The following is a 13,794-nucleotide window of genomic DNA, read 5'->3' on the forward strand; positions in this document are numbered from 1 at the left end:
GCTCTCTAGGCTTGGGTTGTCGCCGAAAACTCGGCGATCGGGTGTGAGAGCCCTTAGGAACTGTTAATCCAACACCAGTACCACCATAATTGCCGCCGGCTTTTTGCTGCCCTGCAATTTTTATGGCGGCTGTGTGCGGGCGAACTTCGGTTCGGCCGGGCTTGTTCCTACCGGTTTCTCACTCCGCACATAGCTGCCACCACTCCGCCGCGTGAGAAACGGCACGTGTTGGCTTTTGACAAGGAACATTTCCATGACTAAGCCCGTACCCGATCCCCCCTTCGAAACAACAACCCCCCTCGAAGACGCCATCCGCGCCGACGACCAGCTAAAAAACCGCGAAGCGATAAAACGCGCCCTCGATTTCTACCTCAGCCCCGACCCGATAAAACCACGCTTGCCCAGCACGATGTTCCTCATCCACCCGAACATCGACACCGAAAGCCTGCTCGCCCACGCTTGCGAATCCCTGGCCTCGGCCAATGTGATGGCCGGCGATTTCGCCGATCAGCTCAGCCGCCCGCAACGCAGTACGGCACTGGCCATCCAGCAGATCGTCATGCTCGCCGAACTGGCGGTGAACCGTGTTTTGGATCGGGTTGATCCCCAGCCCTGATCAGGCAGGAACACCGCGTTATCGTTCATCGCGAGCAGGCTCACTCCTACAGAGAGAATGCATTTCACATGTAGGAGTGAGCCTGCTCGCGATGACGGTATAACGGTCCCAAAAAGGGACCGATCGGTCCCAATTCGGGACTTGTTTGCCAACTATCCTGCTCAAGATCCTCCCCTGTTCGCGGATAAACATTATGTAGCCTGGGTTTTCCGGGCCGCTCACCCCGGGAGGGTCTAGACATGAAGCTGAAAACCGCTCTGCCGTATTTGCTTCTCTTGCTTCCACTCGCAGCCTTCGCTGCACCTGGCAGTCAATCTGGCGAGATCCGTTTTACCGGGCAGATCGTCAATTCCGGCTGTGCGGTCGCACGTGTCGGCGCGTTGTCCGCCGCGCAGTCCCGTCAGGTCGAAATCAAGCCTGGTCTGAAAGTCGAGGTGGACACTGATCGCAACGCTTGCGGCCATCAGTCGCTGCCGATCTCCATGAGCTACGAAGCGCTGAAGACTTCGACCGATAAAGGCATCGTCACCATCACCTACCTGTGAGCCGTTCGGCGTGCGCTGTAAATCTTCAGGTGCCGAGCCATGGCGCGCAGGTATACTGCGCGCCTTCGCGGCTCACTGTTCGGGCCCGACTTTTTGCTTTCCGGAGCTTTTATGACTTCCCCGACCCTGCCGCCGGTTGACGACGCTGTCAGCGATGTCTCGGCTGAACTGGCCGATACCAGCGACACCAAAGCCGAAATTCCGGCCTTCAAGTTCCCGTTCAAACCGGGCGAGCTGGCTTCTGCCAAAGGCTCTAACCAGCCTTGGTACAAGAACGGCGCCAAGAATGGCCACACCAAGACCCCGGGCATGGCGCCGCCGGGCACCCGTCGTTCGATGGGCAAGCGCTGAGTTTTATTCCCGCCTGCGGCCCTCACTGTGATTTTCGATGGCGATGATTATCGAACACAGTGATGGCTAAGTGCTCAGTTCCTGAGCCAGATCAATATTTGACCAATTGGTGCGCTTAGAGTCAGCAGCCCTGCCGACTCTTCCCATAAAACGAGCGCGCTATCCATGAAGATCAATCTCCCGGTGACCGGCCGCAACGTCGACGTGGCGCTGGATGCGAACATTCTTTCGACCACCGATCTGACCAGCGCGATCACCTACGCCAACGACGATTTCATCCAGATCAGCGGTTATACCCGCGACGAACTGCTGGGGACGCCGCACCACCTGCTGCGTCATCCGGACATGCCGGCGCAGGCGTTTGCGCACATGTGGCAGACGCTCAAACGCGGGCGTTCGTGGATGGGGCTGGTGAAGAATCGTTGCAAGAACGGTGATCATTATTGGGTCAGCGCCTTTGTCACACCGGTCACACAGAACGGCGTGGCGGTGGAGTATCAGTCGGTGCGCACGCGGGCGGACGCGCGTCTGGTCGCGGCGGCTGAGCGCGCTTATGCGCAATTGCGCGGTGATCAGATGACGCGCTGGCAACTGCCTGAGATCAGCGTGCAGGCGAAGATCACTGCGCTGGGCAGTGCGTTGCTTGGCGTGGTCTTGAGTATCGAGGCGTGGTTACGACCGGAGTCGTTCTGGATGGAAGCCGCTGTGTTTGTGGCTGGCAGTGGCGCCTGTGCGTTGGGTGTGCGCTGGATTTTGCGTCCGCTGGTGCGTCTCACCGAACGTGCGAAACAGATTGCCGACAACCCCTTGAGCCAGACCATCTACACCGGCCGGGGCGATGAATTCGGGCAGATCGAGTTCGCCTTGCAGATGCTTGAGGCGCAGGTCGGCGCGGTGGTCGGGCGCATTGGCGATGCCTCGCAGCAATTGGCCGGGCATGCCGCGCAACTGGTCGATCATCTGCAGAGCAGTCATAGCAGTTCACTCGCGCAGCAAGCAGAAACCGATCTGGTGGCGGCAGCGATTCATCAAATGGCCGCCAGTGTCGCGCAGGTGGCCAGCCATGCGCAGCAAGCTTCGGTGGCGGCAGACATGGCCGGAACCGAAACCCGCGAGGGGCATTTACTGGTGGGTGAGAGTCGCCGTGCGGTGTTGCGTCTGGCCGAAGAGTTGGGGCGCGCCACCGAGGTGATTCATCAGCTCGAAGGTCATAGCAGCGAGATCTCCGGGGTGCTGGAGGTGATCCGCAGCATCGCCGAGCAGACCAATCTGCTGGCGCTCAACGCGGCGATCGAAGCGGCGCGCGCCGGTGATGCCGGGCGCGGTTTTGCCGTGGTCGCCGATGAAGTGCGCGGCTTGGCGCAACGCACCCAGCAATCGACCAACGAGATTCAGCGCATGATCAGTACCCTGCAAAACGGCGCACGCGATGCGGTGATGGTCATGCAGCAGAGCAGCGAGCATGTCGATAACAGTGTCGAACAGGCGCAACGCGCGGCGCGGGCGCTGGACGGGATCAGTGAGCGGGTCGAGCAGATCACCGAGATGAGCCTGCAGATAGCGGCGGCGGTGGAGCAGCAGAGCGCGGTGAGCGAGGACATCAATCGCAACATCGTCAGCATCCGCACGGCGTGCGAGGTGACGGTGGATGAGGGGCGGCAGAGTCAGCAAAATTCCGAGGATGTGGCAGGGTTGGCGGGGGATTTGCGCTTGTTGGCGCGTGAATTCTGGGGGCGGCGGCAGGTTCGCGATTGAGGTCGCCTGCAAAGGCCCCATCGCTGGCAAGCCAGCTCCCACATTATTCTCGGGTGTTCACACTATTTGTGTACGCCACAGAACCCTGTGGGAGCTGGCTTGCCAGCGATGAGGCCAGTTCGTTCGCCGTAAAATTCTGATCAGGCCGCGCGCAACGAGATAAACGCATACGTCTGCGCCGGCTCGGTCACCACTTGCGCCCCCGCCGCCAGCACTTGCCCGGCAATGTCATCTCCGGACACATGAAACAGCCATTCGCTGTGCGCCTCGCCTGGCGGCTGCGCACTCACCTGATCGATGACCGTGGCGAATGCCGCCATGTTCGGCAGGTAGGCGGTGAAGCCATCACCTTTCAACGCCGTAGTACGAATCCCCAGCAGCGCACAGATTGCGTCCTTGGTGCCGATGTCATCCCGATCGGCCTGACGCGAGCGCTGAATCAATTCAACCAATTCCTGATCAACCAACTCACCCCCCGCAATCAAAGCCGGTCCCTGGGTCCAGGATTCCGGCGGGCAATCCTTGGCAGCAGGGTTGAGCGGGATGTGCGGATTGATTTCTGCCGGATAGATGCGGCAAACCAGCGGCCGCCGTTCGTAAATCCGGCAGAGCTTGTCTTCGTCAAGATTCCGGCAGGGGCCGACGTTGTACGCGGCAAAAGTGATTGCCACATGCGCTTGCGTCATGCCGCTGCGCACCACCGCTGAACGACGTTCGGCGTGTTCACGCTGGTGCGCCGGCAGGCCCAGGCCATTGCCGAGAAAGGCTTCGACTAACACGATCACCTGGCCGCCATCCGCCGCCCACATGCGGGCTTCGGCCAAGGTCAGGGGCACATGGTGGTCGGTGCAGCACTTGCCGCAGCCTACGCAGGAAAACGTCGTATTCATTGAGCGATCTTTCTTCAACCAAGGTGTGAAACGGTGGCGGAAAACCACCGCACAGGTCCGGGTCGAAGCAAGTTATGCGCCATTCACTGAGGTTTGGCGGTCGGGCGGATCGAGTCCCACTCGGTGACGAAGGCGGTTTTCGTTTGCTTGTTGTACAGGCACAGCTCGCTGCCTTGCTGGCCTTTCATGTGTTTTTGCGGGTATTGGCCTTGCAGCAACACGGCGGTGTAGCCGACGCGGTCGTCGAATTGTGCGGGTGTGCCGACGGGTTTGGCATTTTTCAGACCGCTGGCTTTGGTGCAACTGGCGAGTACGGTTTTGTCGTAGGCGGCCCAGGCGTCCGGGCTGGAGGCGTGGGCCTGGGAGGCTAGGGCGGTGAGGCAGAGCAGGCTGGCGGTGAGGGTTTTCATGGTGGGCGTCCTTGGTCGTGGGTGGCCAAGGTTGGAGTGTGCCTAAAGAGTTTTGTTGCCTCGGACAGCGCTAAAAGATCGCAGCCTTCGGCAGCTCCTACATGGATATGCGTTTCCCTGTAGGAGCTGCCGAAGGCTGCGATCTTTTGACTTTACAGGTCCGGCACCAGCTCGCGGCGGACTACGTACATGCCGGCACTTTCATACAAGCGCTGCGCCCGCAGGTTGTCTTCCAGCACCTTCAAATCAACAAAGCCTTCGCGCCGCTGCTGAAATGCGTTGAATGCGTTAAGCAACAACGCCCGGCCCAACCCGCGCCCCTGCATCCGTGGATGCACCACCAGATTTTTGATATAGGCACTGGTCCAGCATTGCGCCACACCGACGACACCCTCGGCATCGCGGGCAATAAAGCACAGTGTCGGATCGTACTCAGGATCGCTCTCGAACTGTTTCTGCCAAGCGTCCAGCGCCGGCACCCGGCCGCCACCTTCGCGGTAGCCGAGTTGCATCAAGTCATGCACCTCCGCCGCCAGTTCGACGGAGTAGGTGCACAGCTCAATACCTTGAGGCAGAAGCGCATCCAGCGCTTCCTTGCCAAGGTCGCGGCGCATCAAAAAACAGTACGTCTCGCCCAAGACTCAGTGCCCGTGCGCCGCGACGTGTTTGGCCGCTTCGATCAGGCAGTGGGTCAGTTCCGGCGAGGAGAACTTGGTCAGCACGCCGTTTGCCCCGGCCAGTCGGGCTTTCTCGCTGTTCATCGCGCTGTCGAGCGAGGTGTGCAGCAGCACGTAGAGGTGGGCGAAGTCCGGCGTCTCGCGCAGGGTGCGGGTGAAGGCGTAGCCGTCCATCTCGGACATTTCGATGTCGGAGACGATCAGGTTGATCTGCTGCGCCGTGCCTTGCAGGTCGAGCAGGCAGTCGATGGCTTCCTTGGCGCTGCGCGCGGTATGGCATTGCAGGCCGAGGTTGCGCAGGGTGTGCACCGATTGCTGCAGCGCCACTTGGCTGTCATCGACCACCAGAATCCGTGCGTTGCCGAGCACATCAGCGTCTTCCATGCTCAGGTCGGTCGGGGCCATTTCGATCTGCGCCGGGGCGATGCTGTGGATCACCTTTTCAATGTCGAGCACCTGCACCAGCGTGCCGTCCACCGAAGTCACGCCAGTGATGTAGGCGCGCGAGCCACCGGAGCCGAACGGCGGCGGTTTGATGTCAGTGGTCAGGCAATGGACGATTTTGCTCACCGCCTGCACGTGCAGGCCCTGCTTGGAACGGCTGACGTCGGTGACGATCAGGCAGCCGCCGTTCGGGTCTTCCAGCGGCCGCTCGCCGATGGCGCGGCTGAGGTCGATGACCGACAGCGACGCGCCGCGCAAAGTGGCGATGCCCTTCACGTGCGGGTGCGACTCCGGCAGCTTGGTCAGCGGCGGGCAGGGGATGATTTCACTGACTTTCAGCAGGTTGATCGCCATCAACTTGCCGCTGCGCAAGGTAAACAGCAGAAGCGAAAGTGAATCTGCGCGGGCTTTGGTGGAGGACATATAAACCTTCTGTGGAAAGGTGGTGGGCGAGGGTGGAAATCGCCAGAAACTATTGATGCCGGGTTATCGACTTGTCGGGGGCAGGCTTTAGGGCCATTGGGCAGGTGAAGATCAAAAGATCGCAGCCTGCGGCAGCTCCTACGGAGTGGCCTGTGAAAATATCCTCTGGTGAGGGAATCCACTCAAGCCAGTTGATGGGGTTATTTCATTCCCAACCGCTTGGCCATCCGCCCAAGATTCGCCCGATCCAGCCCCAGCTCTCGCGCTGCGCTTGCCCAGTTATCCTGATTGCGTTCCAGCGCCGCACTGATCAAACGGCGCTGATACTCCTCAGTGGCACTGCGCAAATCGCCGTTGATCAACGGCGCCGCCACTGCAACTTCGGCAGTCGGTGCGGTCGAGTTATCCACAACCTCATGTGGCAAATCCAGATCCGCCGCACTCAGGCTGAGGATCTTCGGCCGCACCTTGCAATTGCCCAAAGCCTTCAACGCGCTGCGGCCGATCAAGTGTTCCAGTTCGCGCACGTTGCCCGGCCAAGTGTAGGCGAGCAGCGCTTCCTGGGCGTCGCTGTTCAGGCGCAGGCTGTTGAGGCCCATGCGCGAGCGATTCTGTTCGAGGAAAAAACCGCTGAGCAACAACACATCGCGACCACGATCACGCAGTGCCGGTACCTTTAATGGGTACACGCTCAAACGATGGTAGAAGTCGGCGCGATAACGCCCGCTACGGACTTCTTCCGCCAGGTCACGATTGGTCGCGGCGATCAGGCGCACATCGACCTGGTGTTCCTTGTCCGAACCCAAACGTTGCAGCTGCCCGCTCTGCAAGACGCGCAGCAACTTGGCCTGCACCGTCAGCGACAACTCGCCGACTTCATCGAGAAACAGCGTGCCGCCGTTGGCCAGCTCGAACTTGCCACGACGGTCACTGGTGGCACCGGTGAACGCGCCGCGCACGTGGCCGAACAATTCGCTTTCGACCAGTGTGTCGGGGAGGGCGGCGCAATTGAGGCTGATGATCGGTTTGTCGGCACGCGCTGAAGCGGCGTGGATCGCCTGCGCTACCAGTTCTTTGCCGACCCCGGTTTCACCGGTGATCAACACGGTCAGGTCACTGCCGCCGACCAGATTGATTTCTTCCACCAAGCGTTTGAGGGCTTTGCTCTGGCCGATCATTTCGCGGTTCTGTTGGCCGCTGGCCTGACGGTAGACCTCGGCGCGCTGGTGCTCGTCTTCGGCGCGAGTCGCCAGGCGTTCGATGCGTTCGGCGGCATTGACCGTGGCCGCCGCGAGGCTGGCGAAGGCTTGCAGGGCGTCGAGTTCGATCGGTTCGAATCGCTCGGGATCGAGGGCGTCGAGGGTGATCAAGCCCCAGAGCTTTTCATCGACAAACAGCGGACAGCCGAGGCAATCGTGGACTTCGAGGTGTTCGTCGAGGCCGTCGACCAGGCCGTCATAAGGGTCGGGCAGGTCACTGTCAGCGGCAAAGCGGGTCGGCCCGGCACCGGCCAGGAGGATTTCGAAACGCGGATGCTCGCTGACTTTGAAGCGCCGGCCGAGGGTGTCGGTGCTCAAGCCATCCACCGCCAGCGGCACCAGCGATTCGCCGTCCAGGCGCAACAACGCGGCGGCATCGCACGGCAGCAAGGCGCGCATGGCTTCGAGCAGGCGTCGATAGCGTTCGCCCTCGGGCAATTCGCGGGACAGGTCAGAGACCAGGGGCAGCAGAGCGGTGAGCAGGGATTTGGCAGTCATGGTCTTGTAGTCAAAGAGACAAGATGTAGTCTGGATGACTATAAGTCTTCTTGAGTCATTATGACTATCTCGTTTTCAAGCTATTGATTTATATGGATTAAAAAGCTGGCACGGAAACTGATAAAGCAAAAGTAACTTTTCAAAGAAGCTCAGGAGTCACTCTTATGCTTAGCGTCCAGGATCGTGCCATCGTCAAATCCACCGTGCCTCTGCTGGAAAGCGGCGGCGAAGCGCTGATCACGCACTTCTATCGCATGATGCTCTCTGAATACCCTGAAGTGCGTCCGTTGTTCAACCAGGCGCATCAGGCCAGCGGCGACCAGCCGCGTGCCTTGGCCAATGGTGTGCTGATGTACGCCCGCCACATCGATCAACTCGATCAGTTGGGCGATCTGGTGGCGAAAATCATCAACAAGCACGTCGCCCTGCAAATCCTCCCGGAGCACTACCCGATCGTTGGCGCCTGCCTGCTGCGCGCCATCTCCGAAGTGCTCGGCGAAGAAATTGCCACGCCTGAAGTGATGAGCGCCTGGGGCGCAGCTTACGGTCAACTGGCTGACATCCTGATCGGCGCCGAAACCGCTATTTATGACCAGAAAGAACAAGCGGTCGGCGGCTGGCGCGGCGCGCGTGAATTCATCGTCGCGGCCAAGGTCGAGGAGAGTGCGGAAATCATCTCCTTTTACTTCGAGCCTGCCGACAAAGGCCCGATTCTGGCGGCTGAGCCGGGTCAGTACATCGGTATGAAGCTGATCCTCGACGGCGAAGAAATCCGCCGTAACTACTCGCTGTCGGCGCTGGCTAATAAAGGACAGTACCGTATCAGCGTCAAACGCGAACCGGGTGGCCGCGCGTCCAACCATCTGCACGATCAGTTGCATGTCGGCGCGAGCATCCAGTTGTTCCCGCCATCGGGTGAGTTCACCCTGACCGCCAGCGATAAACCGCTGGTGCTGATCAGCGGCGGCGTCGGCATCACTCCGACCCTGGCGATGCTTGAAGCGGCGCTGGAAACCGAGCGCCCGGTGCACTTTATCCACTGCGCGCGCAATGGCAGTGTCCATGCGTTTCGTGACTGGATCGATGGCTTGGCGGCGCGTCATCCGCAGCTCAAACGTTTCTACTGCTACGCCGAAGACGATGGCGTGAGCCCGGCGGCGGACAAGGTCGGAATGCTGAACCAGGAATTGCTCGGCGAATGGCTGCCGGAGCAGCGTGATGTCGACGCTTACTTCCTTGGGCCGAAGGGGTTCATGGGCGCGATCAAGCGCCATTTGAAAGCGTTGGGTGTGCCGGAGAAGCAAAGCCGTTACGAGTTCTTTGGGCCGGCCTCGGCTTTGGAATGATCCAAGACCGAGTCGCCTTCATCGCGGGCAAGCCCGCTCCCACAGGTCAGGCGTCGTTCACAGATTTTTTGTACGCCGCCAATCCTGTGGGAGCGGGCTTGCCCGCGATGGCCGTTACACCATTCTGATTTGGCAAACCTCACTACGACTTAATGGTTGCTTAACCGCTTTATCGTTTATTGCCCCGGTGTAGACTTGCGACAACCTTCAGTCGCGAGCCGGCTGAACCATGGACATAAAAGGGAAACGCGATGAGCGAGGAAACGATTCGGTTGGGCCGTGAGCGGCGCTTTCTGGTGCTGTTGGGGATCATCTGCCTGGCGCTGATCGGTGGCGCGCTTTATATGCAAATCGTGCTCGGTGAAGCGCCATGCCCGCTGTGCATTCTGCAACGTTATGCGTTGCTGCTGATTGCGCTCTTCGCCTTCATTGGCGCGGCCATGCGCACCCGCCGCAGCATTACCGTGTTTGAAGTGTTGGTGGTGATCTGTGCGATTGCCGGCGCCGGAGTGGCCGGGCATCACGTGTACACGCAGTTCTACCCGGCGGTCAGCTGTGGCATCGATGTGCTGCAGCCGATTGTCGATGATCTGCCACTGGCGAAGATCTTCCCGCTGGGCTTCCAGGTCGACGGTTTCTGCTCGACGCCGTACCCGCCGATCCTCGGTCTGTCGCTGGCGCAATGGGCGCTGGTGGCGTTCGTGCTGGTGGTGATCCTGGTGCCGCTGTTGACCTCGCGTAACCGAAAAGCACTGCGCTGAGTCAACTATTCGGCGATCAGGCCGATACAGAAAACGCCTCGATTTGCGGATCAGCAAATCGGGGCGTTTTGCATTTCAGAGTGTTTGTGAAAACACCGTGACGAACGGCAATAGTGGGTGCGGCGAGTGTGCGACATGTTGTCACACGCGCCGTGTCGCAGGGTGTCGCGAAGTGCCGGATTGGTCTCTTGTTACACAAAATCATTGGTCTGTTTCAACGTTTTGCGGCTTTTGAACGCAAGTGCCAGATCAGGCAGTTTTAACAAGCTCTGGCAAATGGCCAGAGCCCTTGGAATATCGGGCTTTGCGCCGATCGGGGGTTCAGAAAAAGCCTTCGGAGCTGTCTGAACTGAGGCGGATACACCTACATTTTTTGGTGTTTTTGTTGAGAATCGATTTCGATAACATGCGGAACTTTTGCAAAAATGGTGATGGATTGTTGCTCGAACGGATAAAAATTATTTCGGGATAAGACATGGTGTATAGGGCGCTACCTATCTACAATCGCCCGCACTGAATTCCCGGCACTGTTCAGCCTTTATTAAGGAAGACTTTATTAAGGCGCTGCGCAGAAAGTCGGGTGTCGAGCGAGTCGGAAGGCTTTCAAGACACCCAGGTGTCGGTGCCTTCCAACTTTCCGCACCAAATGGAATTGGTCTGTAACAAGGCCTTTGACCACGAATTCGAATAAGAACTTAACGCTGTCCCAGGATTTGTCGAGCGTCTGACGCGCGACGGGCGGCCCTTATTCAATCCAAAGAAAATGCCAACCCTTGGCAGGGTGAAGTGTTGGCGATCAAAACCCAACTGCATTGCGCAAGCTGCTTTAGAGGTCGTGAGATGAGTAAAAACAGGTACCCCAGATTACTAGGCCTAGTGCCGCTGCTCGGCACGTTGTTGCTGGGAGGCTGCAACATGACCTTGCTCAATCCAACGGGCCAGGTCGGCCTGGAACAGCGCAACCTGATCATCACCGCGACCCTGCTGATGCTGTTGGTCGTTGTGCCGGTTATCGTCATGACCTTCCTGTTCGCCTGGAAATACCGCGCGTCGAACAAGAACGCCGTCTACACCCCGAAATGGTCGCACTCGACCAAAATCGAAGTGGCAGTCTGGACCATCCCGGTCCTGATCATCATTGCCCTGGGTTACATCACCTACATCTCCACCCACGAACTGGACCCATATCGTCCAATCGAATCCGACGTCAAGCCTGTGACCATCGAAGTGGTCGCGCTGGACTGGAAGTGGCTGTTCATCTACCCGGAACAAGGCATCGCCACGGTCAACAAGATCGTGTTCCCGGCGCACACGCCAATCAACTTCAAGATCACCTCTGACGCTGTGATGAACTCGTTCTTCATCCCGGGTCTGGGCGGCCAGATCTACGCGATGGCGGGCATGCAGACCAAGCTGCACCTGATCGCTGACCGTAACGCTGAAATGGACGGTATCTCCGCCAACTACAGCGGCGCGGGTTTCACCGGCATGAAGTTCAAAGCTATCTCCACCACTCAGGAAGATTTCGACGCCTGGGTAAGTGAAGTCAAGAAGTCACCTAAACAGCTTGATCAAGCTGAATACGCAGCCCTTGCCAAGCCAAGCCAGAACAACCCAGTCGAGCTCTACTCCTCGGTCACGCCGAACCAGTTCCAGATCATCGTCGACAAGTACGAAGGTATGAAGCCGGGCAAGCCGCTGAAGCACGAGAAGAAAGAGAAAGAAGTGGCGGCCACGGAAATTGACTCGAGTTCGCATTCAGCTGCCGGGGCAGAGGAGTAAACGATGTTTGGTAAATTAAGTTGGGAAGCAGTCCCATTCCACGAGCCGATCGTGATGATTACCATCGCCATGATCGCCCTCGGTGGTCTGGCGCTGTTCGCTGCAATCACCTACTTCAAGAAGTGGACGTACTTGTGGACCGAGTGGCTGACTTCGGTTGACCACAAGAAAATCGGCGTGATGTACATCATCGTCGCCATGGTCATGCTGCTGCGCGGTTTTGCCGACGCCATCATGATGCGTACCCAGTTGGCCATGGCCACCGAGGGTTCGCCTGGCTACCTGCCACCTGAACACTATGACCAGATCTTCACCGCTCACGGTGTGATCATGATCATCTTCATGGCGATGCCATTCTTCACCGGCCTGATGAACCTTGCAGTGCCGCTGCAGATCGGCGCGCGTGACGTTGCGTTCCCGTTCCTGAACTCCCTGAGCTTCTGGCTGCTGGTGTCCGGCGTTGTGCTGATCAACCTGTCCCTGGGCGTTGGCGAATTCGCCAAGACCGGTTGGGTTGCCTATCCACCATTGTCGGGTCTGCAATACAGCCCTGGCGTGGGCATGGACTACTACATCTGGGCGCTACAGTTATCCGGGTTAGGTACGACGCTGACGGGGGTTAACTTCCTCGCGACCGTGCTGAAAATGCGTACCCCTGGCATGAAACTGATGGACATGCCGATCTTCACCTGGACCTGCACCTGGGCAAACGTTCTGATCGTGGCTTCGTTCCCGATCCTGACCGCTACCCTGGCACTGCTGACCCTTGACCGTTACATGGATTTCCACATTTTCACCAATGAACTTGGTGGCAATCCAATGATGTACGTCAACCTGTTCTGGGCGTGGGGCCACCCTGAGGTTTACATCCTGATCCTGCCGGCATTCGGCATCTTCTCGGAAGTGATCTCGGCGTTCACCGGTAAGAAACTGTTCGGCCACCACTCGATGATCTACGCCTCGGGCGCGATCTCGGTACTGGGCTTCATGGTTTGGCTGCACCACTTCTTCACCATGGGTTCGGGTGCCAGCGTCAACGCCTTCTTCGGTCTGGCGACGATGCTGATTTCCATCCCGACGGGTGTGAAGCTATTCAACTGGCTGTTCACCATCTACCAGGGCCGTCTGCGTTTCACCAGCCAAGTGCTGTGGACCCTGGGCTTCATGGTGACCTTCGCCATCGGCGGCATGACCGGCGTACTGCTGGCCATCCCGGGTGCTGACTTCGTTCTGCACAACAGCCTGTTCGTGATCGCGCACTTCCATAACGTGATCATCGGCGGTGCGGTATTCGGTTACATCGCAGGTTTCGCGTTCTACTTCCCGAAAGCGTTCGGCTTCAAGCTGCACGAAGGCTGGGGTAAAGCAGCGTTCTGGTTCTGGATCTCGGGCTTCTTCGTCGCATTCATGCCGCTCTATGCACTGGGCTTCATGGGCATGACCCGTCGTCTGAACGCCACCACCAACCCTGAGTGGGTACCGTACCTGTACGTTGCCATGTTCGGTGCGGTGATGATCGCTGCCGGTATCGCCTGCCAACTGATTCAGCTGTACGTCAGTGTGCGTGACCGCAACAAGCCAGAGAACGTTTGCGATCACGGTGACCCGTGGAATGCACACACTCTGGAATGGTCGACCTCGTCGCCACCGCCGTTCTACAACTTCGCTGTGCTGCCAAAAGCTGACTGCATCGACCCGTTCACTGAAGCCAAGGAAAACGGTACTGCGTACCAGCAACCGGCCAAGTACGAGCCGATCCACATGCCGAACAACACCGCCACTGGTGTGGTGATGGGCGCGCTGTTGACCGTATTCGGTTTCGCGATGATCTGGCACATCTGGTGGCTGGCGATCGCGAGCCTGGCCGGTACTGTCATCTACTTCGTGATCCACGCTGCACGTGACGACCAGGGCTATATGGTTCCGGTTGAAACGATCGAGCGTATCGAAGCCGAGCAGCACAAGCGTCTGGTCGCGGCAGGGAAAATCCCGGCCTCCGCCACCCGTGTTGAAACCTCGTTGGAACAGGCTTAAACC

The 13,794-nt window shown here is 58.9% G+C and carries 13 protein-coding genes and 1 pseudogene; 9 read left to right on the forward strand and 5 right to left on the reverse strand.

Going from position 1 to position 13,794, the window contains the following annotated elements:
* Nucleotides 1-253 precede the first annotated feature (253 nt).
* The 5 genes and pseudogenes from ACQ4MY_RS06340 to ACQ4MY_RS06360 all read left to right on the forward strand — a co-directional run bounded on the left by ACQ4MY_RS06340 (nt 254) and on the right by ACQ4MY_RS06360 (nt 3,267).
* A complete protein-coding gene (locus ACQ4MY_RS06340; RefSeq protein WP_008083854.1) occupies nt 254-616 on the forward strand; it encodes a DUF6124 family protein in 363 nt (120 codons plus the stop codon).
* 239 nt (nt 617-855) lie between these two features.
* Complete coding sequence (locus ACQ4MY_RS06345; protein WP_440094407.1) at nt 856-1,161, forward strand: type 1 fimbrial protein; 306 nt, start codon at nt 856-858, stop codon at nt 1,159-1,161.
* Between the two features lie 111 nt (nt 1,162-1,272).
* Complete coding sequence (locus tag ACQ4MY_RS06350; protein ID WP_008083852.1) at nt 1,273-1,512, forward strand: hypothetical protein; 240 nt, start codon at nt 1,273-1,275, stop codon at nt 1,510-1,512.
* Nucleotides 1,513-1,677: 165 nt separating this feature from the next.
* Nucleotides 1,678-1,959: pseudogene (locus ACQ4MY_RS06355) on the forward strand (PAS domain-containing protein); the annotation flags it as partial.
* A 246-nt stretch (nt 1,960-2,205) separates the two neighbouring features.
* Nucleotides 2,206-3,267, forward strand: a complete 1,062-nt coding sequence (locus ACQ4MY_RS06360) for a methyl-accepting chemotaxis protein (RefSeq protein WP_440094755.1) — start codon at nt 2,206-2,208, stop codon at nt 3,265-3,267.
* Between the two features lie 140 nt (nt 3,268-3,407).
* Here ACQ4MY_RS06360 and ACQ4MY_RS06365 read toward each other — a convergent pair whose 3' ends face one another.
* From ACQ4MY_RS06365 to norR, 5 genes are all read right to left on the reverse strand, one after another.
* Entirely contained in the window at nt 3,408-4,157 is a 750-nt protein-coding gene (locus ACQ4MY_RS06365; RefSeq protein ID WP_440094409.1) for a YkgJ family cysteine cluster protein, read from the reverse strand.
* A gap of 83 nt (nt 4,158-4,240) precedes the next feature.
* Complete coding sequence (locus tag ACQ4MY_RS06370) at nt 4,241-4,567, reverse strand: hypothetical protein (RefSeq protein ID WP_158829252.1); 327 nt, start codon at nt 4,565-4,567, stop codon at nt 4,241-4,243.
* Between the two features lie 152 nt (nt 4,568-4,719).
* Nucleotides 4,720-5,181 (reverse strand): GNAT family N-acetyltransferase, encoded by a 462-nt coding sequence (locus ACQ4MY_RS06375; protein WP_440094411.1) that lies wholly within the window; start codon nt 5,179-5,181, stop codon nt 4,720-4,722.
* A 27-nt stretch (nt 5,182-5,208) separates the two neighbouring features.
* Complete coding sequence (locus ACQ4MY_RS06380; RefSeq protein WP_007916955.1) at nt 5,209-6,111, reverse strand: chemotaxis protein CheV; 903 nt, start codon at nt 6,109-6,111, stop codon at nt 5,209-5,211.
* Between the two features lie 200 nt (nt 6,112-6,311).
* Entirely contained in the window at nt 6,312-7,868 is a 1,557-nt protein-coding gene (norR, locus tag ACQ4MY_RS06385) for a nitric oxide reductase transcriptional regulator NorR (protein ID WP_440094414.1), read from the reverse strand.
* Between the two features lie 164 nt (nt 7,869-8,032).
* Between norR and hmpA the strand changes: the two genes are divergently transcribed.
* From hmpA to cyoB, 4 genes are all read left to right on the forward strand, one after another.
* Nucleotides 8,033-9,214, forward strand: a complete 1,182-nt coding sequence (hmpA, locus tag ACQ4MY_RS06390) for an NO-inducible flavohemoprotein (RefSeq protein ID WP_008084801.1) — start codon at nt 8,033-8,035, stop codon at nt 9,212-9,214.
* A gap of 251 nt (nt 9,215-9,465) precedes the next feature.
* Complete coding sequence (locus ACQ4MY_RS06395; RefSeq protein WP_025109264.1) at nt 9,466-9,975, forward strand: disulfide bond formation protein B; 510 nt, start codon at nt 9,466-9,468, stop codon at nt 9,973-9,975.
* A gap of 840 nt (nt 9,976-10,815) precedes the next feature.
* Nucleotides 10,816-11,757, forward strand: coding sequence for a ubiquinol oxidase subunit II (cyoA, locus tag ACQ4MY_RS06400; protein WP_008084799.1), 942 nt, complete (start codon nt 10,816-10,818; stop codon nt 11,755-11,757).
* 3 nt (nt 11,758-11,760) lie between these two features.
* Nucleotides 11,761-13,791, forward strand: coding sequence for a cytochrome o ubiquinol oxidase subunit I (gene cyoB, locus ACQ4MY_RS06405; RefSeq protein ID WP_008084798.1), 2,031 nt, complete (start codon nt 11,761-11,763; stop codon nt 13,789-13,791).
* The last annotated feature ends 3 nt before the right edge of the window (nt 13,792-13,794 follow it).

This window comes from Pseudomonas sp. SM4 (assembly GCF_051913165.1).
GTDB lineage: Bacteria > Pseudomonadota > Gammaproteobacteria > Pseudomonadales > Pseudomonadaceae > Aquipseudomonas.